22 protein-coding genes and 1 tRNA gene are annotated in these 20336 nt (G+C 66.8%); 7 read left to right on the top strand and 16 right to left on the bottom strand.

Translation table 11 applies throughout. The annotated features are described in order from the left end of the window. The 8 genes from hscA to trmJ all read right to left on the bottom strand — a co-directional run bounded on the left by hscA (position 1) and on the right by trmJ (position 6628). Positions 1–1860 carry a Fe-S protein assembly chaperone HscA gene (gene hscA / locus VV867_RS04000; protein ID WP_328565682.1) on the bottom strand — a complete coding sequence of 620 codons (1860 nt, stop codon included), beginning with the start codon at positions 1858–1860 and terminating at the stop codon, positions 1–3. 45 nt (positions 1861–1905) lie between these two features. After that, positions 1906–2427: a co-chaperone HscB gene (gene hscB, locus VV867_RS03995; RefSeq protein ID WP_328565681.1), complete on the bottom strand. Its 522-nt coding sequence runs from the start codon at positions 2425–2427 to the stop codon at positions 1906–1908. A gap of 7 nt (positions 2428–2434) precedes the next feature. Further along, positions 2435–2758 (bottom strand): iron-sulfur cluster assembly protein IscA, encoded by a 324-nt coding sequence (iscA, locus tag VV867_RS03990; RefSeq protein WP_328565680.1) that lies wholly within the window; start codon positions 2756–2758, stop codon positions 2435–2437. Between the two features lie 28 nt (positions 2759–2786). Next, positions 2787–3173 (bottom strand): Fe-S cluster assembly scaffold IscU, encoded by a 387-nt coding sequence (gene iscU, locus VV867_RS03985; protein WP_009616164.1) that lies wholly within the window; start codon positions 3171–3173, stop codon positions 2787–2789. A gap of 26 nt (positions 3174–3199) precedes the next feature. Next, positions 3200–4414 (bottom strand): IscS subfamily cysteine desulfurase, encoded by a 1215-nt coding sequence (locus VV867_RS03980; protein WP_009616163.1) that lies wholly within the window; start codon positions 4412–4414, stop codon positions 3200–3202. 28 nt (positions 4415–4442) lie between these two features. After that, positions 4443–4940 (bottom strand): Fe-S cluster assembly transcriptional regulator IscR, encoded by a 498-nt coding sequence (gene iscR, locus VV867_RS03975; protein WP_009616162.1) that lies wholly within the window; start codon positions 4938–4940, stop codon positions 4443–4445. Between the two features lie 139 nt (positions 4941–5079). Then, positions 5080–5856 carry a serine O-acetyltransferase gene (gene cysE / locus VV867_RS03970; protein WP_109933688.1) on the bottom strand — a complete coding sequence of 259 codons (777 nt, stop codon included), beginning with the start codon at positions 5854–5856 and terminating at the stop codon, positions 5080–5082. Then, entirely contained in the window at positions 5849–6628 is a 780-nt protein-coding gene (trmJ, locus tag VV867_RS03965) for a tRNA (cytosine(32)/uridine(32)-2'-O)-methyltransferase TrmJ (RefSeq protein ID WP_109933687.1), read from the bottom strand. The genes cysE and trmJ overlap by 8 nt, the downstream gene beginning before the upstream one ends. 152 nt (positions 6629–6780) lie before the next feature. Between trmJ and suhB the strand changes: the two genes are divergently transcribed. Further along, positions 6781–7596 carry a type III secretion system regulator SuhB gene (gene suhB, locus VV867_RS03960; RefSeq protein WP_089389513.1) on the top strand — a complete coding sequence of 272 codons (816 nt, stop codon included), beginning with the start codon at positions 6781–6783 and terminating at the stop codon, positions 7594–7596. Positions 7597–8097: 501 nt separating this feature from the next. Here the strand turns inward: suhB and VV867_RS03955 are convergent. The 6 genes from VV867_RS03955 to queA form a co-directional block, all read right to left on the bottom strand. Then, on the bottom strand, positions 8098–8634 hold the full coding sequence (locus tag VV867_RS03955) for a glycine zipper 2TM domain-containing protein (protein WP_009616158.1): 537 nt from the start codon (positions 8632–8634) through the stop codon (positions 8098–8100). A 182-nt stretch (positions 8635–8816) separates the two neighbouring features. Continuing rightward, positions 8817–9734 carry a protein translocase subunit SecF gene (gene secF, locus VV867_RS03950; RefSeq protein ID WP_089389514.1) on the bottom strand — a complete coding sequence of 306 codons (918 nt, stop codon included), beginning with the start codon at positions 9732–9734 and terminating at the stop codon, positions 8817–8819. A gap of 13 nt (positions 9735–9747) precedes the next feature. Continuing rightward, positions 9748–11610: a protein translocase subunit SecD gene (gene secD, locus VV867_RS03945; RefSeq protein ID WP_109933686.1), complete on the bottom strand. Its 1863-nt coding sequence runs from the start codon at positions 11608–11610 to the stop codon at positions 9748–9750. 66 nt (positions 11611–11676) lie between these two features. Then, the gene (yajC, locus tag VV867_RS03940; RefSeq protein WP_109933685.1) at positions 11677–12018 is read right to left on the bottom strand and encodes a preprotein translocase subunit YajC; all 342 of its coding nucleotides are present in this window, start codon (positions 12016–12018) and stop codon (positions 11677–11679) included. A 39-nt stretch (positions 12019–12057) separates the two neighbouring features. Further along, positions 12058–13176 carry a tRNA guanosine(34) transglycosylase Tgt gene (gene tgt / locus VV867_RS03935; RefSeq protein WP_275630421.1) on the bottom strand — a complete coding sequence of 373 codons (1119 nt, stop codon included), beginning with the start codon at positions 13174–13176 and terminating at the stop codon, positions 12058–12060. A 13-nt stretch (positions 13177–13189) separates the two neighbouring features. Next, positions 13190–14233 carry a tRNA preQ1(34) S-adenosylmethionine ribosyltransferase-isomerase QueA gene (queA, locus tag VV867_RS03930; protein WP_328565679.1) on the bottom strand — a complete coding sequence of 348 codons (1044 nt, stop codon included), beginning with the start codon at positions 14231–14233 and terminating at the stop codon, positions 13190–13192. A gap of 104 nt (positions 14234–14337) precedes the next feature. Between queA and VV867_RS03925 the strand changes: the two genes are divergently transcribed. From VV867_RS03925 to VV867_RS03915, 3 genes are all read left to right on the top strand, one after another. Beyond that, positions 14338–14423: transfer RNA gene (locus VV867_RS03925), tRNA-Leu, on the top strand. A gap of 250 nt (positions 14424–14673) precedes the next feature. Beyond that, positions 14674–14853 (top strand): type II toxin-antitoxin system HicA family toxin, encoded by a 180-nt coding sequence (locus VV867_RS03920; protein ID WP_109933683.1) that lies wholly within the window; start codon positions 14674–14676, stop codon positions 14851–14853. A gap of 47 nt (positions 14854–14900) precedes the next feature. Continuing rightward, positions 14901–15329: a type II toxin-antitoxin system HicB family antitoxin gene (locus tag VV867_RS03915; protein ID WP_109933682.1), complete on the top strand. Its 429-nt coding sequence runs from the start codon at positions 14901–14903 to the stop codon at positions 15327–15329. A 4-nt stretch (positions 15330–15333) separates the two neighbouring features. Here VV867_RS03915 and VV867_RS03910 read toward each other — a convergent pair whose 3' ends face one another. Next, a complete protein-coding gene (locus VV867_RS03910) occupies positions 15334–15570 on the bottom strand; it encodes a hypothetical protein (RefSeq protein ID WP_109933681.1) in 237 nt (78 codons plus the stop codon). A gap of 307 nt (positions 15571–15877) precedes the next feature. On the opposite strand from VV867_RS03910, the gene VV867_RS03905 reads away from it, so the two are divergent. Continuing rightward, positions 15878–17323 (top strand): SulP family inorganic anion transporter, encoded by a 1446-nt coding sequence (locus VV867_RS03905; RefSeq protein ID WP_328565678.1) that lies wholly within the window; start codon positions 15878–15880, stop codon positions 17321–17323. Between the two features lie 90 nt (positions 17324–17413). Next, positions 17414–17740 (top strand): hypothetical protein, encoded by a 327-nt coding sequence (locus VV867_RS03900; RefSeq protein ID WP_328565677.1) that lies wholly within the window; start codon positions 17414–17416, stop codon positions 17738–17740. A gap of 67 nt (positions 17741–17807) precedes the next feature. On the opposite strand, the gene VV867_RS03895 is transcribed toward VV867_RS03900, so the two are convergent. Then, a complete protein-coding gene (locus tag VV867_RS03895; protein WP_328565676.1) occupies positions 17808–19355 on the bottom strand; it encodes a cyclic diguanylate phosphodiesterase in 1548 nt (515 codons plus the stop codon). Positions 19356–19522: 167 nt separating this feature from the next. Between VV867_RS03895 and VV867_RS03890 the strand changes: the two genes are divergently transcribed. After that, positions 19523–20035, top strand: a complete 513-nt coding sequence (locus VV867_RS03890) for an RDD family protein (protein WP_089389521.1) — start codon at positions 19523–19525, stop codon at positions 20033–20035. Positions 20036–20336 lie beyond the last annotated feature (301 nt).

The raw sequence follows: 20336 nt of genomic DNA, 5'->3' as shown, positions 1-20336 counted from the left end.
TTATTCCTCGATTTCGTTGAGCCGGCGACCGGCCAGGGCGGCCTTGACGGAAGCGTCCATCCGTCGCGCGGCGAAGGCGTCGGTCACCTGGGACAGACGCTTGATCTGTTGCTCGATGGCGGCGGTATCGGTACCGGCGGCCAGTTCGCGCAGGGTATCCATGCCGGCCTCGATGGCCAGCCGCTCGTCGGCGTCCAGCAGGCGTTCGCCGTCGGCATCCAGCGCCGAGCGCACGGCTTCGAGCAGGCGCTCGGCCTCGACCTGCTGCTCGCGCAGGGCGCGGGCGTTCATGTCGTCGCCGGCGTACTGGAAGGAGTCCTGCAGCATGCGGGCGATCTCGCCGTCGGTCAGGCCGTAGGACGGCTTGACCTGGATGCTGGCCTCGACGCCGGAGCTCATCTCGCGGGCGGACACCGCCAGCAGGCCGTCGGCGTCCACCTGGAAGCTGACGCGGATCTTCGCCGCGCCGGCCACCATCGGCGGGATGCCGCGCAGCTCGAAGCGCGCCAGGGAGCGGCAGTCCTTGACCAGTTCGCGCTCACCCTGCAGCACGTGGATCATCATGGCCGTCTGGCCATCCTTGTAGGTGGTGAATTCCTGGGCGCGGGCCACCGGGATGGTGGTGTTGCGCGGGATCACCTTCTCCATCAGCCCGCCCATGGTCTCGAGGCCCAGGGACAGCGGGATGACGTCCAGCAACAGCAACTCTTCGCCGCGCTTGTTGCCGGCCAGGGCGTCGGCCTGGATGGCGGCGCCGATGGCCACCACCTGGTCGGGGTCGATGTCCACCAGCGGTTCGCGGCCGAACAGCTCGCCCACCGCCTGGCGCACGCGCGGCACGCGGGTGGAGCCGCCGACCATGACCACGGCGCCGATGTCTTCCAGCTCGATGCCGGAATCGCGCACGGCGCGGCGGCAGGCCTTGAGGCTGCGGGCGACGAAGGGTTCGATCAGGGCGTCCAACTGGCCGCGGTCCAGCTTGCCGCGCCAGTCGCCATAGGCGACCTCGACGCTTTCATTGAGGGTCAGGGCTTCCTTCGCCGCGCAGGCGGCCTGCAGCAACTGGCGCTGGCTGCCCGGGTCAAGGTCGTCGGAGGCGCCGGCCTGCTGGATGATCCAGCCGGCGATGGCATGGTCGAAGTCGTCGCCGCCCAGGGCGCTGTCGCCGCCGGTGGCCAGGACCTCGAAGACGCCACGGGTCAGGCGCAGGATGGAAATGTCGAAGGTACCGCCACCCAGGTCATAGATGGCCACCACGCCTTCGGCATTCTTGTCCAGGCCGTAGGCGACCGCCGCGGCAGTGGGCTCGTTGAGCAGGCGCAGCACGTGCAGGCCGGCCAGGCGCGCGGCGTCCTTGGTGGCCTGGCGCTGGGCATCGTCGAAATACGCCGGCACCGTGATCACCGCGCCGACCAGCTCGCCGCCCAGGGTGGCTTCGGCGCGCTGGCGCAGGCTGCGGAGGATTTCCGCCGAGACCTCGACCGGGCTCTTCGGGCCCTGCACGGTCTCGATGAAGGGCATGTGCGATTCACCCTGGGTGAAGCGGTAGGGCAACTGGCCACCGAGCTGCTTCACGTCTTCCAGGCCGCGGCCCATCAGGCGCTTGACCGAGATGATGGAGTTCAGCGGATCGGCGGAGGCGCCCCGCTTGACCGACTCGCCGACCTCGACGCGGTCGGCCAGGTAACGCACCGCCGACGGCAGGATCAGGCGCCCCTCGGCATCGGCCAGGGGTGCGGCGACGCCGCTGCGCACGGCGGCGACCAGGGAATTGGTGGTGCCCAGGTCGATGCCCACGGCCAGCCGGCGCTGGTGCGGCTGAGGGGTTTGTCCGGGCTCGGCGATCTGCAATAGGACCATGCGGCTTCTAATCAGGCGTAACGGGCGCGGCGCGGGCCGCGCGGATTAATCGTCGAGTCGCTCTTCGAGCTGGCGCACTTCCTGCGCCAGCTTGTCGAGAAACTGCATGCGGCGCACCAGGCGCTCGGCTTGCTCGCGGCGCACGGCGTCGTCCCAGCAATCGGCGAAGCTGTCCTCCAGCTGCTGCTGGGCGGCCTTCAGGCGGCGCTTGAAGACGGCTACGCCATCCAGGTCGGCGCTGTCCTGCAGGTCTTCCAGCTCCTCGCGCAGCTGCATCTGCTGCAGGAGGAACTCCGGGTCCTGCACCGTGGCTTCCAACGGCAGCGCCTGGCCCCGCAGGGACAACAGGTACAGCGCCCGGCGCGGCGCGCTCTTCAGCGTCTGGTAGGCGTCGTTCAGCTCGGCGGCGCGCTCCAGCGCCACGCGCTGCTCGCGCTCGGAAGCATCGGCGAAGCGATCCGGGTGGACGCTACGGACCAGCTCACGGTAACGCTGGCCGAGGGCATCCAGGTCGAGGCGGAAGGCCGGCTGCAGGTCGAAGAGCGCGAAGTGACAAGGACTACCCACGCCGGCCTCAGACGTTGAAGCTTTCGCCGCAGCCGCACTCGCCACGAACGTTCGGGTTGTTGAACTTGAAGCCCTCGTTGAGGCCTTCCTTGGTGAAGTCCAACTCGGTGCCGTCGAGGTAGACCAGGCTCTTCGGGTCGATGATGACCTTCACGCCGTGGCTCTCGTAGACCAGGTCCTCGGGCGCCAGCTCATCGACGAACTCGAGCACGTAGGCCAGGCCGGAACACCCGGTGGTGCGCACGCCAAGACGAATGCCCTCGCCCTTGCCGCGCCCCTCGAGGGAGCGCTGGACATGCCTGGCGGCGGCTTCGGTCATGCTGATGGCCATGGGAACTCCTTACTCAACTGAGCAGCGGTTAGAGCAGACCCTTCTTCTGCTTGTAGTCGCGCACGGCCGCCTTGATGGCGTCCTCGGCGAGCACCGAGCAGTGGATCTTCACCGGCGGCAGGGCCAGCTCTTCGGCGATGGTGGTGTTCTTGATGGACTCGGCCTCGTCCAGGGTCTTGCCCTTCATCCACTCGGTGGCGAGGGAGCTGGAGGCGATGGCCGAACCGCAGCCGTAGGTCTTGAACTTGGCGTCTTCGATCACGCCCTGCTCGTTGACCTTGATCTGCAGGCGCATCACGTCGCCGCAGGCCGGCGCGCCGACCATGCCGGTGCCGACATCGGGATCCTCGGCGTCGAGCTTGCCGACGTTACGGGGGTTTTCGTAGTGGTCGATGACCTTGTCACTGTATGCCATGGCTAATCCTCACTCTATGGGGCGGGTCAGTGGGCCTGCCATTCGACCTTGGACAGGTCGACACCCTCTTTGAACATGTCCCACAGCGGCGAGAGCTCGCGCAGCTTGGAAACGGCTTGCCCCACGATACCGGCGGCGTAATCGACCTCTTCCTCGGTGGTGAAGCGGCCGAAGGTGAAACGGATGGAACTGTGCGCCAGCTCGTCGTTGCGGCCCAGGGCGCGCAGCACGTAGGACGGTTCCAGGGAGGCGGAGGTGCAGGCCGAACCGGAAGAGACCGCGAGGTCCTTCAGGGCCATGATCAGCGACTCGCCTTCGACGTAGTTGAAGCTCAGGTTCAGGTTGTGCGGCACGCGCTGGGTCAGGCTGCCGTTGACGTAGAGCTCTTCCAGGCCTTCGAGCTTGGCGAAGAAGCGGTCGCGCAGGGCGCGGATGCGCTCGTTCTCGGCGTGCATCTCTTCCTTGGCGATGCGGAAGGCCTCGCCCATGCCGACGATCTGGTGGGTGGCCAGGGTGCCCGAGCGCATGCCGCGCTCGTGGCCGCCGCCGTGCATCTGGGCTTCCAGGCGCACGCGCGGCTTGCGGCGCACGTACAGGGCGCCGATGCCCTTGGGACCGTAGGTCTTGTGGGCGGAGAAGGACATCAGGTCGACCTTGAGCTTGTCCAGGTCGATGTCGACCTTGCCGGTGGACTGCGCGGCGTCGACATGGAACAGGATGCCGCGGGAGCGGGTCAGCTCGCCGATGGCGGCGATGTCGTTGATGGTGCCGATCTCGTTGTTCACGTGCATGATCGAGACCAGGATGGTGTCGTCACGCAGCGCCGCCTCGACCATGGCCGGGGTGATCAGGCCTTCCTCGGTGGGGTCGAGGTAGGTCACTTCGAAGCCTTCGCGCTCCAGCTGGCGGGTGGTGTCCAGCACCGCCTTGTGCTCGATCTTCGAGGTGACGATGTGCTTGCCCTTGCTGCCGTAGAAGTGCGCCACGCCCTTGATGGCGAGGTTGTCGGACTCGGTGGCGCCGGAGGTCCAGACGATCTCGCGGGGGTCGGCATTGACCAGTTCGGCGACCTGGCGGCGGGCATTCTCCACCGCTTCCTCGGCCTTCCAGCCGAACACGTGGGAGCGCGAGGCGGGGTTGCCGAAGTTGCCGTCCACCAGCAGGCAGTCAGCCATCTTCTGAGCGACGCGCGGGTCCACCGGGGTGGTGGCGGAGTAGTCGAGGTAGATCGGCAATTTCATCAGGTAACTCCTACAGGCTGGCGCGCGCTCAATCGATGGCGGACGCTTCAATCTTATCGAGGCTCGGCCGTTTGCCGGTGCCTCCGCAACGACGCTCATCCTGCCGCTGCGCGACTTCCTGGACTTCGCGGCGCTCGACCAGGTCGGCGAGGCTGATGCCGCTGAGGAATTCGTGGATCTGCTGGCTGAGGTCGCACCAAAGGTGGTGGGTCAGGCAGGTGTCGCCAGAGTGGCAATCCCCCTGCCCCTGGCAGCGCGTGGCGTCGACCGATTCGTTGACCGCATCGATCACCTGGGCGACGTGGATACCGGCCATGTCGCGGGACAGCTGGTAGCCGCCGCCGGGACCGCGCACGCTGGTCACCAGGTTGCCACGGCGCAACTTGGCGAACAGCTGTTCAAGGTAGGACAGGGATATGCCCTGGCGCTCGGAAATGTCCGCCAGGGAAACCGGACCACGCTGGGCATGCAACGCCAGGTCGAGCATGGCGGTTACGGCATAGCGGCCTTTGGTGGTCAAGCGCATGGAACATTCCCGAATGAATCACTGGACTGGCGAAAGGATGCCATTTCCGAGTATTTGAGTCAACTATAAGACCTATCAAATTACTCGGGTTTAGCCAGCGAAGGGCGGCATAATGTAGCAGAAAATCGTTAGCGGCGCATCAATGCGCCGCCTTGCCCTCTTCGTCCTTGACGCCGGCGAAGTCCTCTTCACGCAGCTCGGGCAGCTTTTTCGCACAATAGTCGCTACCCAGGGCCGTCAGCGCCTGGCACATGCCCTCCAGCCGGCCGTCGACCGCCTGCAGGTGGTCGAGCAACTGGCCGATGGCGCGCGCCACCGGGTCGGGCATGTCCTGGCTGACGCCGTAGGCGTCGAAGCCGAGCTTCTCGGCCATGGCCTGGCGCTTGGCCAACTGCTCGGCGTCGTCCTTCATGATGATGCGCCCCGGGATGCCGACCACGGTGGCGCCCGGCGGCACTTCCTTGGTGACCACGGCGTTGGAGCCCACTTTCGCCCCGGCGCCGACGGTGAACGGACCAAGCACCTTGGCGCCGGCACCGACCACCACGCCATCGGCCAGGGTCGGGTGGCGCTTGCCCTTGTTCCAGCTGGTGCCGCCGAGGGTCACGCCCTGGTAGAGGGTCACGTCGTCACCGATCTCGGCGGTCTCGCCGATCACGATGCCCATGCCGTGGTCGATGAAGAAGCGCCGGCCGATCCTGGCGCCCGGGTGGATCTCGATGCCGGTCATCCAGCGGCCGAAGTTGGACACCAGGCGCGCCAGCCACTTCCAGCCGGAGGTCCACAGCAGGTGCGCCAGGCGGTGCAGCCACACGGCGTGCAGGCCCGGGTAGCAGGTGAGTACCTCGAAGGCATTGCGCGCTGCCGGGTCGCGATGGAATACGCTCTGGATATCTTCGCGCACACGCTCAAACATCATCGTCACTCCGCTTGCAGGCCGCGCCCTGCGCGGCCTTCTGTGTTTCAGTGAGGATACCCCGGAGGATATTCATCTCCAGCTTGCTGACCCCGGCGCGACCGTACAGGCGGCGCAGGCGCGACATCAGGTGCCGCGGCTTCTGCGGGTCGAGGAAGCCGATATCCACGAGGGTCGATTCCAGGTGCGAATAGAAACGCTCCAGCTCGTCGGCGGTGACCGGCAGGCTGTTGAGCATGGCCGTGGTCTCCAGCTTCTCCTGCTTGGTCGGCTGCCCTTCGGCGGCCAGCCAGGCCATGCGCACCTCGTAGGCGAGCACCTGGACCGCCGTCGCCAGGTTCAGCGAGCTGAACTCGGGGTTGGCGGGAATGTGCACGTGGAACTGACATCGCTGCAATTCTTCGTTGGTCAGACCCGCGTACTCGCGGCCGAACACCAGGGCCACCTCGCCGCCCTGCTGGGCGTGCTGCAGGCTGGTGGTGGCGCACTCGCGGGGGTCGAGCAACGGCCAGGGGATGCGCCGGTCACGGGCGCTGGTGCCGAGCACCAGGCTGCAGCCCACCAGGGCGTCCTCCAGGGTCGGCACCACCTGGGCGGCGTCGAGGATGTCGGTCGCCCCGGAGGCGCGGGCCACCGCCTCGCCGCTGGGGAAGTCCATGGGGTCGACCAGCACCAGGCGCGACAGGCCCATGTTCTTCATGGCCCGGGCGGTACCGCCGATATTGCCGGGATGACTGGTGTTGACCAGCACCACGCGAATTCTGTCGAGCAACCGGAGCTCTCCACACAAGCAGATACGAAAAGGAACGGAATCCTACCGCAGCGCTCGGTCTTGCGCCACGCAAGCGACAGGCCGCCCTATGAGCGCCACGGTTTTCTGGTACAATGTTCGGCTTTCTTTAACATCATCCAGGTGACCTCTCCATGCAGCCCATGCTGAACATCGCCCTGCGCGCGGCCCGCAGCGCCGGTGAACTGATCTTCCGCTCCATCGAACGCCTGGACACCCTCTCGGTCAACGAAAAAGACGCCAAGGACTACGTCACCGAAGTCGATCGCGCCGCCGAGCTCAGCATCGTCACCGCCCTGCGCAAGGCCTACCCGAACCACGGCATCATGGGCGAGGAAGGCGGCTACCTCGAGGGCAGCGGCGAAGGCGCCGACTACCTGTGGATCATCGACCCGCTGGATGGCACCACCAACTTCATCCACGGCGTCCCGCACTTCGCCGTCAGCATCGCCTGCAAGTACAAGGGCCGCCTGGAGCACGCCGTGGTCCTCGACCCGGTGCGCCAGGAAGAATTCACCGCCAGCCGCGGCCGCGGCGCCGCGCTGAACGGCCGCCGCCTGCGGGTGAGCAACCGCAAGAGCCTGGAAGGCGCCCTGCTGGGCACCGGCTTCCCGTTCCGCGACAGCCAGCTGGACAACCTCGACGCCTACCTGGGCATGTTCCGCAGCCTGGTCGGCCAGACCGCCGGCATCCGCCGCGCCGGCGCCGCCAGCCTGGACCTGGCCTACGTCGCGGCCGGCCGCTTCGACGCCTTCTGGGAGTTCGGCCTGTCCGAGTGGGACATGGCCGCGGGCGCCCTGCTGGTGCAGGAAGCCGGCGGCCTGGTGAGCGATTTCACCGGCAGCCACGAGTTCCTCGAGAAAGGCCACATCGTCGCCGGCAACACCAAGTGCTTCAAGGCGCTGCTGACCAGCATCCAGCCGCACCTGCCGCCGTCGCTCAAGCGCTGAGCGCGGATGGAATGAAAAAGCCCGGCCTTGTGTCGGGCTTTTTGTTGGGTGATGGGGACGTCGGAGCCGCTGGCGAGCCCGATCGCGGACGGAGTCCGCTCCTACGCCATTCCCATGCTGGACGCGCCCTGCGCGCGAATCGCGGGCAGGGCCCGCTCCTACAGTTCGCCGTGAGGCACGGTATCCCCCTGTAGGAGCGGACTTTGTCCGCGATAGCCGGCGGTTCCGGCGCGTTTCGCGGATAAGATCCTACGCCACCCCACCGCACCATTCCCCTGTAGGAGCGCGCCCTGCGTGCGAAATCGCGGGCAGGGCCCGCTCCTACAACCCATCGGGAAGCACGGTGTTCCACTGTAGGAGCGGACCTTGTCCGCGATAGCCGGAGGTGTCGGCGCGATTCGCGGATGAGATCCGCCCCTACGCTGCGGGTGAGCACGGCTCGCTCCTACCTGCCGGAAACGAAGAAGGCGCCCCGCGGGGCGCCTTCTCATGCTTCGATGCTTACTGCTGGCTGAGGATCAGCCGACCGCTCTTGTCCACCGGGATCTGGCTGCCCGGATCACGATCCATGCGCACCTGGCCGGCCTTGCCGTCGAGCATGTACTTGACGTCGTAGCCCACCACTTTCTCGCTGGTGTCGTTCACGGTGCTGCAGCGGGTTTCGGTGGTGGTGTAGGTGTCACGCTCCTGCATGCCTTCCTGCACCTTGTTGCCGGCGTAGCCGCCGCCGACCGCACCGGCCACGGTGGCGATCTTCTTGCCATTGCCGCCGCCAATCTGGTTGCCCAGCAGGCCGCCGGCGATGGCGCCGATGGCGGTGCCGACGATCTGGTGCTGGTCCTTGACCGGGCGCTGGTGGGTGACCGCCACGTCCTTGCACACCTGGCGCGGGGTCTTGATGGTTTCCTTGACCGGCTGGACGGCGACGACCTCGGCATATTCCGGGCCGCGGTCCACCAGGCTGTACGTGGCCACCGCTCCACCTGCCGTAACGCCGACTGCGCCCAATACGGTACCGATGAGCAACGACTTGTTCACATAGACCTCCTGGCTTTCCTTTCATACGGGCACTTGCCCTTGTCCTTGCCTTGGAGCAGGGAATCCTTAAGAAAGTTCCGACATTCCTTGGCGATGCGCCACCCGATACCGACGCACGGCCACATCGCGCACAAAGAAAAACTCCCGCCGGGGCGGGAGTTTCGAGGGAGCGCGGGACAGCCTCAGGGGCGGTCGTCGACTTCCTTGGCCTGCGGCGGGATCAGGTCCTCGGCCGACAGCTTCAGCCAGATCAGCACCACGTCGGCGATGTAGATCGACGAGTAGGTACCGGCCAGCACGCCGACGAACAGGGCGATGGAGAAGCCGAACAGGTTGTCGCCGGCGAAGAACAGCAGCGCGGCGATGGCCAGCAGGGTGGAGATCGAGGTCGCCATGGTCCGCAGCAGGGTCTGGCTGGTCGAGATGTTGATGTTCTCGATCAGGCTGGCCTTGCGCAGCACGCGGAAGTTCTCGCGCACCCGGTCGAAGATCACGATGGTGTCGTTCAGCGAGTAGCCCACCACCGCCAGCACCGCGGCGAGCACGGTGAGGTCGAAGGTGATCTGGAAGAACGACAGCACGCCCATCACGATGATGGCGTCGTGGATCAGCGAGAGGATGGCGCCCAGGGCGAACTTCCACTGGAAGCGGAAGCCGACGTAGATGAGGATGCCGCCCAGGGCCAGGAGCATGCCCAGGCCGCCCTGGTCGCGCAGCTCCTCGCCGACCTGCGGGCCGACGTATTCCACGCGCTTGAGGCTGGCCGGGTTGCTGGTGTCGGCCGCCTGCAGCGCCGCGGCGACCTTCTTGCCCAGCTCCGGGTCCTCGCTGGGCATGCGCACCAGCACGTCCTTGGTGTCGCCGAAGCTCTGCACCACGGCCTCGGCGTAGCCGGCCTTGACCAGCTCGTCGCGGACCTTGCCCAGGTCCGCCGGCTGCTGGTAGTTCAGCTCGATGAGCGTACCGCCGGTGAAGTCCAGGCCGAAGTTGATGCCCTTGGTGATCCAGCTGCCGAGGGCGATCAGGGTGAGGACCAGGGTAGCGGCGAACGCAATGTTGCGCACGCCCATGAAGTTGATGGTACCGATCTTGATATTCATCTCATGATCCCCCTTAGATCCACAGCTTCTTGAAGTCACGCCCGCCGAAGATCAGGTTGACCATTGCGCGGGTGACCATGATGGCCGTGAACATCGAGGTGAGAATACCGAGCGACATGGTCACGGCGAAGCCCTTCACCGGGCCGGTGCCCATGGCGTAGAGGATGCCGCCGACCAGCAGCGAGGTCAGGTTGGCGTCGACGATGGCGGTGAAGGCGCGGTTGAAGCCTTCGTGGATGGCGCGCTGCACCGACATGCCGCCGGCCAGTTCCTCGCGTATCCGCGAGAAGATCAGCACGTTGGCGTCCACCGCCATGCCCATGGTCAGCACGATACCGGCGATGCCCGGCAGCGTCAGGGTCGCGCCGAGGATCGACATCAGCGCCACCAGCAGGACCATGTTGAAGCCCAGGGCGACGGTGGCGATCAAGCCGAAGAAGCGGTAGATGACGATGATGAACAGCGACACGAACACCATGCCCCACAGGGAAGCGTCGATGCCCTTGGCGATGTTGTCGGCGCCCAGGCTCGGGCCGATGGTGCGCTCCTCGGCGAAGTACATCGGCGCAGCCAGGCCGCCGGCGCGCAGCAGCAGGGCCAGTTCCGAGGATTCGCCCGGGCCGTCGAGGCCGGTGATGCGGAACTGGTTGCCCAGGGCCGACTGGATGGTCGCCAGGCTGATGATCTTCTTCTCTTCCTTGAAGGCCGGGACGGCGACTTCCTGCTCGACGCCGTCGACCACCTGCTTGGCGTAGCGGGTGATCGGCTTCTGCTCGATGAACACCACCGCCATGCTGCGGCCGACGTTGTTGCGGGTGGCGCGGTTCATCAGCTCGCCGCCGTGGCCGTCGAGGCGGATGTTCACCTGCGGGCGACCGTTCTCGTCGAAGCTGGCGCTGGCGTCGGTGACCTGATCACCGGTGATGATCACGCTGCGCTCCAGGGCCGCCGGCGGGCGGCGCGGCTCGCGGAACTCGAAGGTCTCGGTGGCCGACTTGATGGCGTCGGGCTCGGCGGCCAGGCGGAACTCCAGGTTGGCGGTCTTGCCGAGGATGCGCTTGGCTTCGGCGGTGTCCTGCACGCCCGGCAGCTCGACCACGATGCGGTTGGCGCCCTGGCGCTGCACCAGCGGCTCGGACACGCCCAGCTCGTTGACGCGGTTGCGCACGGTGGTGAGGTTCTGCTTGATCGAGTATTCGCGGATCTCGGCGAGCTTGGCCGCGGTCATGGCCAGGCGCAGCACCTGCATGTCGTTGCGCTGGTCCTGGGTCACCTCGAAGTCGCGGTAGTCCTTGGCGATCAGTGCCTTGGCCTTGTCCAGCGACTCCTCGTCGGTGAAGCCCAGCTGGATGGCGCGGTCCTGCACCGGCAGGCTGCGGTAGCGCAGGCGCTCCTTGCGCAGGGCGCTCTTGATCTCGCTCTCGTAGACGTTCAGGCGGGCGTCCACGGCCTTGTCCATGTCCACTTCGAGGAGGAAATGCACACCACCGGACAGGTCCAGGCCCAGCTTCATCGGATGGGCGGCGATGTTGCGCAGCCAGTTCGGGGTGGTCTGCGCCAGGTTCAGCGCGACCACGTAGTCGTCACCCAGGGCGCGACGCACGATGTCCTTGGCGGGAAGCTGGTCTTCCTGCTTGGCCAGGCGGATCAGGCCGCTGTTCTTGCCGAGGCTGCCCGCCTTGACGGCGATGCCCGCGTCGGTCAGCGCCTTGCTGGCCTTGTCGATGTCGGCCTGGGTGATCTGCAGCGCGCTGCTGGCGCCGCTGACCTGCACGGCCGGATCGTCCGGGTAGAGGTTGGGTGCGGAATAGATGAAGCCGACGGCAAGCACCGCCAGGATCAGCAGGTATTTCCACAGGGGATATTTGTTGAGCATTGATACCGCCCGTTATGACGCGGGGCGCTTCATGCGCCCCGTCTATTGGTTTTCTGTTGCCTGGACTCAGATGGCCTTGAGCGTGCCTTTGGGCAGGGTCGCGGCGATGGCGCCCTTCTGGAACTTCAGCTCGACGTTGTCGGCGACCTCGACGACCACGAAGTCGTCGGCGACTTTCAGCACCTTGCCGGCGATACCCGCGGAAGTGACGACTTCGTCACCTTTCTGCAGGTTGGACAGGAGATTCTTGTGCTCCTTGGTGCGCTTGGCCTGCGGACGCCAGATCATCAGGTAGAAGATGACCAGGAAGCCGACCAGGAAGACCCACTCAAAACCAGTGCCCATCGGGCCTGCGGCGGCCGCGGGAGCAGCGGCGTCGGCGTAGGCGGCGGGAATCAGAAAGCTCATCGGATACTCCTGTCTCTATATTCTTTTGGAAAATCGGGATCAATCGCCCAACGGCGGCGTCGGAAGGCCGCGTTTGGCATAGAAGGCGTCGACAAAGGCGGCCAATGTACCCTGTTGGATTGCCTCGCGCAAACCAGCCATAAGCCGCTGATAATGCCGCAAGTTATGGATGGTATTGAGCATGCTGCCGAGCATTTCCCCACACTTGTCCAGGTGGTAGAGGTAGGCGCGGGAGAAGTGCTTGCAGGTGTAGCAGTCGCAGGTCGGGTCCAGCGGCGATTCGTCGTGCTTGTGCACGGCGTTGCGGATCTTGATCACCCCGGTGTCGACGAACAGATGGCCGTTGCGCGCGTTGCGCGTGGGCATCACGCAGTCGAACATGTCGACGCCGCGGCGCACACCTTCCACGAGGTCCTCGGGTTTGCCCACCCCCATCAGGTAACGGGGTTTGTCGGCCGGCATGCGTGGCGGCAGGAAGTCCAGCACGCGAATCATCTCTTCCTTCGGCTCGCCCACCGACAGGCCGCCGATGGCCAGGCCGTCGAAGCCGATTTCCTGCAGGCCTTCCAGCGAGCGCATGCGCAGCTCTTCGTGCATGCCGCCCTGGACGATGCCGAACAGCGCCGAGGGGCTGTCGCCATGGGCGACCTTCGAGCGCTTCGCCCAGCGCAGCGACAGCTCCATGGAGCGCTTGGCCACGTCGAACTCGGCCGGGTACGGGGTGCACTCGTCGAAGATCATCACGATGTCCGAACCCAGCGCGCGCTGCACCGCCATGGACTCCTCGGGGCCCATGAAGACCTTGGCGCCGTCCACCGGCGAGGCGAAGTACACGCCCTCTTCCTTGATCTTGCGCAGGGCGCCCAGGCTGAACACCTGGAAGCCGCCGGAATCGGTGAGGATCGGCCCCTGCCACTGCATGAAGTCGTGCAGGTCGCCGTGCTTGCGGATCACCTCGGTGCCCGGGCGCAGCCACAGGTGGAAGGTGTTGCCGAGGATGATCTGCGCGCCAATGCCCTCGATGTCCCGCGGCAGCATGCCCTTGACCGTGCCGTAGGTGCCCACCGGCATGAACGCCGGGGTCTCGACCACCCCACGGGGGAAGCTCAGGCGGCCGCGCCGGGCCTTGCCGTCGGTGGCCAGCAGTTCGAACTTCATGAAACTCATGGGATCAGTCCTCGGGCCCGCGCGGCGCGGGGTTGCGGGTGATGAACATGGCATCGCCGTAGCTGAAGAAGCGGTACTCGTGCGCCACCGCCGCGGCATAGGCGGCCATGGTCTGCGGGTAGCCGGCGAAGGCCGAGACCAGCATCAGCAGGGTCGACTCGGGCAGGTGGAAGTTGGTCACCAGGGCATCGACCACATGGAAGGGCCGGCCCGGGTAGAGGAAGATGTCGGTGTCGCCGCTGAAGGGCTTGAGCTGGCCGTCGCGGGCCGCGCTCTCCAGGGAACGCACGCTGGTGGTGCCGACGGCGATCACCCGGCCGCCACGGGCACGGCAGGCGGCCACGGCATCGACCACGTCCTGGCCGACCTCCAGCCACTCGCTGTGCATGTGGTGGTCTTCGATTTTCTCCACGCGCACCGGCTGGAAGGTGCCGGCGCCCACGTGCAGGGTGACGAAGGCCGTATCCACGCCCTTCTCGCGGATAGCCGCCAGCAGCCCTTCATCGAAGTGCAGCCCGGCGGTGGGCGCGGCCACGGCGCCGGCGCGCTCGGCGTAGACGGTCTGGTAGCGCTCGCGGTCGGCGTCCTCGTCGGGGCGGTCGATATAGGGCGGCAGCGGCATGTGCCCCACCCGCTCCAGCAACGGCAGCACGTCCTCGGCGAAGCCCAGCTCGAACAGCGCGTCGTGCCGCTGCAGCATCTGCGCCTCGGCGCCACCGTCGATGAGGATCTTCGAACCCGGCTTGGGCGACTTGCTCGAGCGCACGTGGGCCAGCACGCGGCGGCTGTCCAGCACGCGCTCGACGAGGACCTCCAGCTTGCCGCCAGACGCCTTCTGGCCGAACAGCCGCGCCGGGATCACCCGGGTGTTGTTGAACACCATCAGGTCGCCCGGCCGCAGGTATTCCAGCAGGTCGGTGAAATGACGGTGACTGAGCGCGCCCGTCGGTCCGTCCAGCACCAGCAGGCGGCTGGCGCGACGTTCGGCGAGCGGATGGCGGGCGATCAGGGCCTCGGGCAGATCGAAATGGAAGTCGGCGACGCGCATGGGGGTATATCTCGAAGGGCCGGCTATATTACTGGAATTGCACTGGCATCGCCACGCAAGTGGATTGACCGGTACCGAGGGCCTCCCTATACTGCCGCGCCATTGCCTCGGTGGCGGAATGGTAGACGCGGCGGATTCAAAATCCGTTTCTGGCGACAGAGTGAGAGTTCGAGTCTCTCCCGGGGCACCACTAAGAGCCTGCGAAATCTTGATTTTGCAGGCTTTTGCGTTTCTGGCGGCGTGAAACACGGCGACCAGTAGCGCCGCGCCTTCCCCCTCCTTCCGCAGGAAGCTGATCGCCCAGATCGGCCTCTTCACGTACCGACATCCGAGCCCCGCTCGAAAGCCTGCGCCGCCCACCGCCTCCCCATACAACAGAATCGTTTTATCACCACAAAAATGTGGTAATTTGACTTCGTCCAATCAACAGAGACGAGGTGATGAAGTTCAGTGAATTCAGGCGTTGGTTGAAAGCCCAGGGCGTGACTTTCGAAGCCGGCAAGGGCAGCCACTTCAAGATCACGGCACCCAACGGGAGGACGACGACCTTTGCGGACCACGGCGCCAGGGAAATGCCGGAGCCGACCCGCAAGGCGATCATCAAGCAACTGGGGCTCTAAGGGCGCCACCTGAACTGGACATCGTCACCCATTGAGAGGGGACAGCCATGTACGACTATCCAATCCGTTTCGAGCAGGACGACAGCGCCCCGGGCATCGCCGTGTTCTGCCGTGACCTGCCGGAGCTGAACAGCTTCGGCGACGACCGGGACCACGCGATCCGCGAGGCCCTGGATGCAATCGAAACCACGCTGTCGCTGTACGTGGACGAGCGCCGTGCCATTCCGGCCGCCTCCGCGCCGGAGGCCGGCGAGCACGTGGTGCACTTGCCCGCGGTTACCGTGGCGAAGATCGCGCTGTGGAACGAGATGATGCAGCGCGGCATGCGCAAGGCCGACCTGTGCCGGCTGCTGGGCGTGGCCCAGACCCAGGGCGACCGCCTCGTGGACTTCCTGCACACCTCGAAGATGGATCAGCTGGAGCTCGCCCTGGGCGCGCTCGGCAAGCGTCTCAGCATCACCGTGGAAGCGGCGTGAACAGCTACTTGCGGAGCCATTTGGCGCCGGAGTGCTCGGGCCCCCAGTAGTACTTGCCGTCCTTGTGCATCAACCAGTCGTTGCAGAACTCGCGGAAGTGATGGGGCTCGGAGAAGGGGTCGCTGGCCAGGCGTTGCCGCTCGGCCTTGCGGAAGGAGCGGTGCCAGGTCTGTTTATCGAAACGTTCGCTGGCCGCGGTGGTGATGCCGCAGATGGGCGTCTTGCGTCGGCTTCTGCTCATGGCGGATGTCCTGCAGGTGGAGCCCATCAGCCGATGGCTCGCCCTGCGGAGCAGAGCCGCACAGGTTAATGCTGGAGGCCAGAAACGAAAAGCCTCGGCGCTACGGGCTTGTATCAGGCTGCTTCGGGTAGCTTGCCGCGCAAGCTGGCGATGAATTCCGAAAGCCATGAATAGCTGGTTTCCGGTTACCGGCAGAGCGCGCCGGCATCCTTTCCGACTGGCTCCCGCATCCGTGATTCCGTACCATTCGCCTCCTTTTTCCGCCTTGCCCCGCGACCGCCCACACCGGTCCAACTTCAGGAACGCCATGAAACCCGCCCGTCTGCGTGCCGACATCCTGGCCGGCCTCACCACGTCCTTCGCCCTGGTGCCCGAGTGCATCGCCTTCGCCCTGGTGGCGCACCTCAACCCGCTGATGGGCCTGTACGGCGCTTTCTTCATCTGCACCCTCACCGCGCTGTTCGGCGGCCGGCCGGGCATGGTGTCCGGTGCGGCCGGCTCCATGGCGGTGGTGATAGTGGCGCTGGTGGTGCAGCACGGCGTGCAGTACCTGCTGGCCACGGTGCTGCTCGGCGGGCTGGTGATGATCGCCTTCGGCCTGCTGCGCCTGGGCAAGCTGGTGCGCATGGTGCCGCACCCGGTGATGCTGGGCTTCGTCAACGGCCTGGCGATCATCATCGCCCTGGCCCAGCTGGAGCACTTCAAGAGTGGCGGGGCCTGGCTCGGCGGGGCGCCGCTGTACCTGATGCTGGGCCTGGTGGCGCTGACCATGGCCATCGTCTACCTACTGCCGAAGCTGACCCGCGCGGTGCCGCCGGCGCTGGTGGCGATCCTCGGCGTCGGCCTGCTGGTGTACCTGCTCGGGCTGCCCACGCGCACCCTCGGCGACATGGCGCACATCGCCGGGGGCCTGCCCGCCTTCGCCCTGCCGCAGGTGCCGTGGAACCTGGAGACGCTGCGGATCATCGCGCCCTACGCCATCCTCATGGCGCTGGTCGGCCTGCTGGAAACCCTGCTGACGCTCAACCTCACCGACGAGATCACCCAGAGCCGCGGCTACCCGGACCGCGAGTGCGTGGCCCTGGGCGCGGCCAACATGGTCTCCGGGGCGTTCGGCGGCATGGGCGGCTGCGCCATGATCGGCCAGACCGTGATCAACCTGGGCTCCGGCGGCCGCGGCCGGCTGTCCGGGGTGGTCGCCGGGGTGATGATCCTGCTCTTCGTGCTGTTCCTCTCCCCGCTGATCGAGCGCATCCCGCTGGCGGCGCTGGTGGGGGTGATGTTCGTGGTCGCCCAGCAGACCTTCGCCTGGGCCTCGTTGCGGGTGCTGGGCAAGGTGCCGGCGAGCGACGTGCTGGTGATCGCCGTGGTGACCGTCATCACCGTCTTCACCGACCTGGCCACCGCCGTACTCTGCGGCATAGTCGTGGCCGCCCTGGACTTCGCCTGGAAGCACGCCCGCGAGCTGTACGCCGACAGCCACCTGGAAGCCGACGGCAGCAAGCTCTACCGCATCCACGGCACGCTGTTCTTCGCCTCCACCACGCCCTTCCTGGAGCAGTTCGACACGGCCGGCGACCCGCCGCAGGTCACCCTGGACTGCCGCCACCTGAGCTTCGTCGACTACTCGGCCATCGCTGCGCTGAAGACCCTGCGCGAACGCTACGCCAGGGCCGGCAAGCACCTGCGCGTGGTGCACCTGTCCGAGCGCTGCAGGCAGTTGTTCAAGCGTGCCGGGGTGCAGCACGGCTGATTCGGACGTTCTTCCGAAAACGACCGGCCGCGCTGGTACGCCGGGAACCCTGTGGAATAATGCCGCCCCTTTTCTGACTAGGAGGTCCACATGGTCACTCACTTCCTGATTGGCACCAGCCAGGCCGCTTGCGGGCGCAGCGACCCGAACGTGGCGGGCTCGCAGGTCGTCGCGCAGGTCAGTTGCAAGGCCTGCCGCCGCACCAACGCCTTCACCCAGGCGCAGGACACCGCGGGTGCCGCCCCGGCCGTCGCGAAGCCCGCACCGGCTGCGGCGCCGAAGAGCCGGCAGCCCGCCCGCGCAGCGGCACAGCCCGCCAGCGGCGCCGCCTGGCAAGCCTGGCAGGCCCGCCTGAGCGCCCTCTCCGGCAAGGCCCGCCTACCCCGCGGCAAGCGCCGCGCCCAGGCCTACGTCTGATCGCCCATGTGCTGGCGACGGCGCCCCCTGCGGGCGCCGTCGTTCGACGGAAGCCAGCCGGCGTCCGCTAGGCGCCCGGGCGGGCACGGCGCGCCAGCTCGGCGACGAACTCCGCCAGCGGCATCGGCCGGCCGAACAGGTAGCCCTGCAGGCAGGGCACGCCGCGGGCCGCCAGGTAGTCGCGCTGCGCCGGCGTCTCGATGCCTTCGGCGATGACCTGCAGGTCCAGGCGGCCACAGAGGTCGAGAATGCTGTCGAGGATATGCCGGGAACGGCTGTCGTCGTCGACGGTGGCGACGAAGCTCTTGTCGATCTTCAGCGCGTCCACGTGGAAGCGGCGCAGGTAGGCGAGGCTGGAATGGCCAGTGCCGAAGTCGTCTATCGCCAGGTTCACCCCCAGCTCGCGCAGGTGCCCGAGCAGTTCGTCGGTGTGCGCATCGCTGCCGATCAGTTCACGCTCGGTCAGCTCCAGCATCAGTGTCACCGAGCCCACCGGAAAGGCGCCGAGGAAATCCAGGCAATCGCCGAACAGGCTGCCGCTGCGCAGGTTTACGGCGCTGACGTTGACGCCGAGGTGGAAGCCCTCGCCCAGCAGCTGCGAATGCTTCGGCAGCACGGCCGCCAGCTGCTGCAGCAGGGAACGGGTCATGGGCACGATCAGGCCGCTCTGCTCCGCCAGGGGGATGAAGATGTCCGGGCTGACCAGCCCCGCGCGCGGGTGGCGCCAGCGCATCAGCACCTCGGCGCCGATCCAGCGGCCGCCGGTGGCCTCCACCAGCGGCTGGAGGAAGGGCACGAACTCGCCGGCATACATCGCCCGCTCGATCTCGCGGGTGGGCGTCGCCGCGCGCCCCAGCAACCAGTAGCAGCCAATGCCGAACAGCCCGCCGAGCACCGCCAGCATGGCGAACAGCGGCCAGTAGTCGATCCCCATGGTCCGCCACTGGGCGCCGGCCGGAAAGCCGCCGACCACCCGGTAGGGAAAGCGCGTCGAGGCCTGCCGCGTCTCGGCCAGGGGGAAGGCGTCGGGCGTGCCCTCGTGCACCTCGCCCGCCTCGTCCATCCAGCGCGGGCCGACCTGGATCACCAGGTCGCTGCGCTGGTCCACCAGTTGCAGCACGTTGCTCAGGTAGCGCCCGTCCACTGCCGCCAGCACGCCATCGCGGCCCTCGGCCAGGCGGTACACGATCAGCGCGAAGTCCGGCGTCACCGCATTGCCGGGCAGCAGGTTGAGGCGCCCGTCGACGAAAGCGGCGACGTCCACCGGCTCGTCGAAAGCGCCGAACAGCGAGGTGCAGAACACCCTGTCGTCCCGCACCAGGTTGACCGAGCGCACGAAGGGTACGGTGGCGACCTGTTCGCGCAGTACCAGCTCGGCCGCGGAGCAGGGCCCTGCGGCGTAAGCGAGTGTGGCCCGCGCCGAGCCGGCGGCATTGGCGAGCATCACGTCGATCAGGTGCAGCGCCTCGCTGGCGGCGTGCCCCGCCTCGCGCCGGAGGCCGACCTGGGTCTGCCAATAGATGATCACGCCGCCCAGCAGCAGCGGCAGCAGGGCGACCAGCAGGGAAATGCACAGGCGCCAGAGCAGGCGCCGGACTTTGCTCGATCCAGGCATCCGTGTCATCCCCGGCGCCGCCGCTGTCATCGGGCTCGGCGAGCAGCCTGAGCGGGCACCTGAAACCAGCGTAGATCATTCCGCCTGCGGCACCCTGGCCTCGGTGGCGATCCGCCAAAGGTCGTATAATCCCCGCCTCGTCCCTGCCCCGAGCGCCGAACGACGCCATGCCCAAAGCCCGACTCCAGCCGGAGGGGAATTTCCCCCCCGCGCCCCTGCTGCGCCGCTTCGCGGCCATGTTCTACGACTTCCTGCTGTGCGTTGCCCTGCTGATGGTGGTCACCCTGCTCTACCAGCAGGTGCTGCTGCGCCTGCTGCTGGGCGGCGAGAAGCTCCGGCAGCTCGCCGACCAGGGCGGGCTGGTCGGCGACCCGCTGCTGTCCAGCCTGCTGTTCGTCAGCCTGTTCGCCTTCTTCGCCAAGTTCTGGACGCACAAGGGCCAGACCCTCGGCATGCAGGTCTGGGGCGTGCGCGTGCAGAACGCCGACGGCACCCCGATCAGCCTGATGCAGGCGCTGCTGCGCTTCATGATCGCCATCGGCTCCTGGGCCTGCGGCGGGCTGGGCTTCCTGTGGATGCTCTGGGACAAGGACAGGCGCACCTGGCACGACCGCTACTCGGAGAGCGTGGTGATCCAGATTCCCAAGGCGGTGCGCAAGGCGGCGCAAGGGCGGGGCTGAAGGCCGTAGGGCGCATAACGCCTACGGCGTTATCCGCCGTTTCCGGCGGATCGCGGACGGAGTCCGCTCCTACGCTGGCCGAGCCATGCCATTCCCCTGTAGGAGCGCGCCCAGCGCGCGATTCGCGGGCAGGGCCCGCTCCTACATCCGTGCTTCCCTTGAACCTTAGGAGCGACTGTCTTGCAGGCCATACCGAGATGCTTTCGTAGGATGGGTTGAGCCTGTGTTCTGCCGGGACACATAGGTAACGCTTGTCGGGACACATGGGTAACGGTTTTCCCATGGTCATTCCGGCTGCCTG

The sequence above is a fragment of the Pseudomonas sp. JH-2 genome, from assembly GCF_036231725.1.
Taxonomy (GTDB): Bacteria; Pseudomonadota; Gammaproteobacteria; order Pseudomonadales; family Pseudomonadaceae; genus Pseudomonas; species Pseudomonas delhiensis.
The sequence above is the reverse complement of the archived record's forward strand: the minus strand, read 5'-3'. Positions and strand labels throughout refer to the sequence as shown.

Bases quoted from the DNA above. Each gene is read 5' to 3' on its own strand.
- hscA (WP_328565682.1), bottom strand. From the start codon at position 1,860: ATGGTCCTATTGCAGATCGCCGAGCCCGGACAAACCCCTCAGCCGCAC.
- iscA (WP_328565680.1), bottom strand. From the start codon at position 2,758: ATGGCCATCAGCATGACCGAAGCCGCCGCCAGGCATGTCCAGCGCTCC.
- iscU (WP_009616164.1), bottom strand. From the start codon at position 3,173: ATGGCATACAGTGACAAGGTCATCGACCACTACGAAAACCCCCGTAAC.
- VV867_RS03980 (WP_009616163.1), bottom strand. From the start codon at position 4,414: ATGAAATTGCCGATCTACCTCGACTACTCCGCCACCACCCCGGTGGAC.
- iscR (WP_009616162.1), bottom strand. From the start codon at position 4,940: ATGCGCTTGACCACCAAAGGCCGCTATGCCGTAACCGCCATGCTCGAC.
- cysE (WP_109933688.1), bottom strand. From the start codon at position 5,856: ATGTTTGAGCGTGTGCGCGAAGATATCCAGAGCGTATTCCATCGCGAC.
- suhB (WP_089389513.1), top strand. From the start codon at position 6,781: ATGCAGCCCATGCTGAACATCGCCCTGCGCGCGGCCCGCAGCGCCGGT.
- secF (WP_089389514.1), bottom strand. From the start codon at position 9,734: ATGAATATCAAGATCGGTACCATCAACTTCATGGGCGTGCGCAACATT.
- secD (WP_109933686.1), bottom strand. From the start codon at position 11,610: ATGCTCAACAAATATCCCCTGTGGAAATACCTGCTGATCCTGGCGGTG.
- yajC (WP_109933685.1), bottom strand. From the start codon at position 12,018: ATGAGCTTTCTGATTCCCGCCGCCTACGCCGACGCCGCTGCTCCCGCG.
- tgt (WP_275630421.1), bottom strand. From the start codon at position 13,176: ATGAAGTTCGAACTGCTGGCCACCGACGGCAAGGCCCGGCGCGGCCGC.
- queA (WP_328565679.1), bottom strand. From the start codon at position 14,233: ATGCGCGTCGCCGACTTCCATTTCGATCTGCCCGAGGCCCTGATCGCC.
- VV867_RS03920 (WP_109933683.1), top strand. From the start codon at position 14,674: ATGAAGTTCAGTGAATTCAGGCGTTGGTTGAAAGCCCAGGGCGTGACT.
- VV867_RS03915 (WP_109933682.1), top strand. From the start codon at position 14,901: ATGTACGACTATCCAATCCGTTTCGAGCAGGACGACAGCGCCCCGGGC.
- VV867_RS03910 (WP_109933681.1), bottom strand. From the start codon at position 15,570: ATGAGCAGAAGCCGACGCAAGACGCCCATCTGCGGCATCACCACCGCG.
- VV867_RS03905 (WP_328565678.1), top strand. From the start codon at position 15,878: ATGAAACCCGCCCGTCTGCGTGCCGACATCCTGGCCGGCCTCACCACG.
- VV867_RS03900 (WP_328565677.1), top strand. From the start codon at position 17,414: ATGGTCACTCACTTCCTGATTGGCACCAGCCAGGCCGCTTGCGGGCGC.
- VV867_RS03895 (WP_328565676.1), bottom strand. From the start codon at position 19,355: ATGCCTGGATCGAGCAAAGTCCGGCGCCTGCTCTGGCGCCTGTGCATT.
- VV867_RS03890 (WP_089389521.1), top strand. From the start codon at position 19,523: ATGCCCAAAGCCCGACTCCAGCCGGAGGGGAATTTCCCCCCCGCGCCC.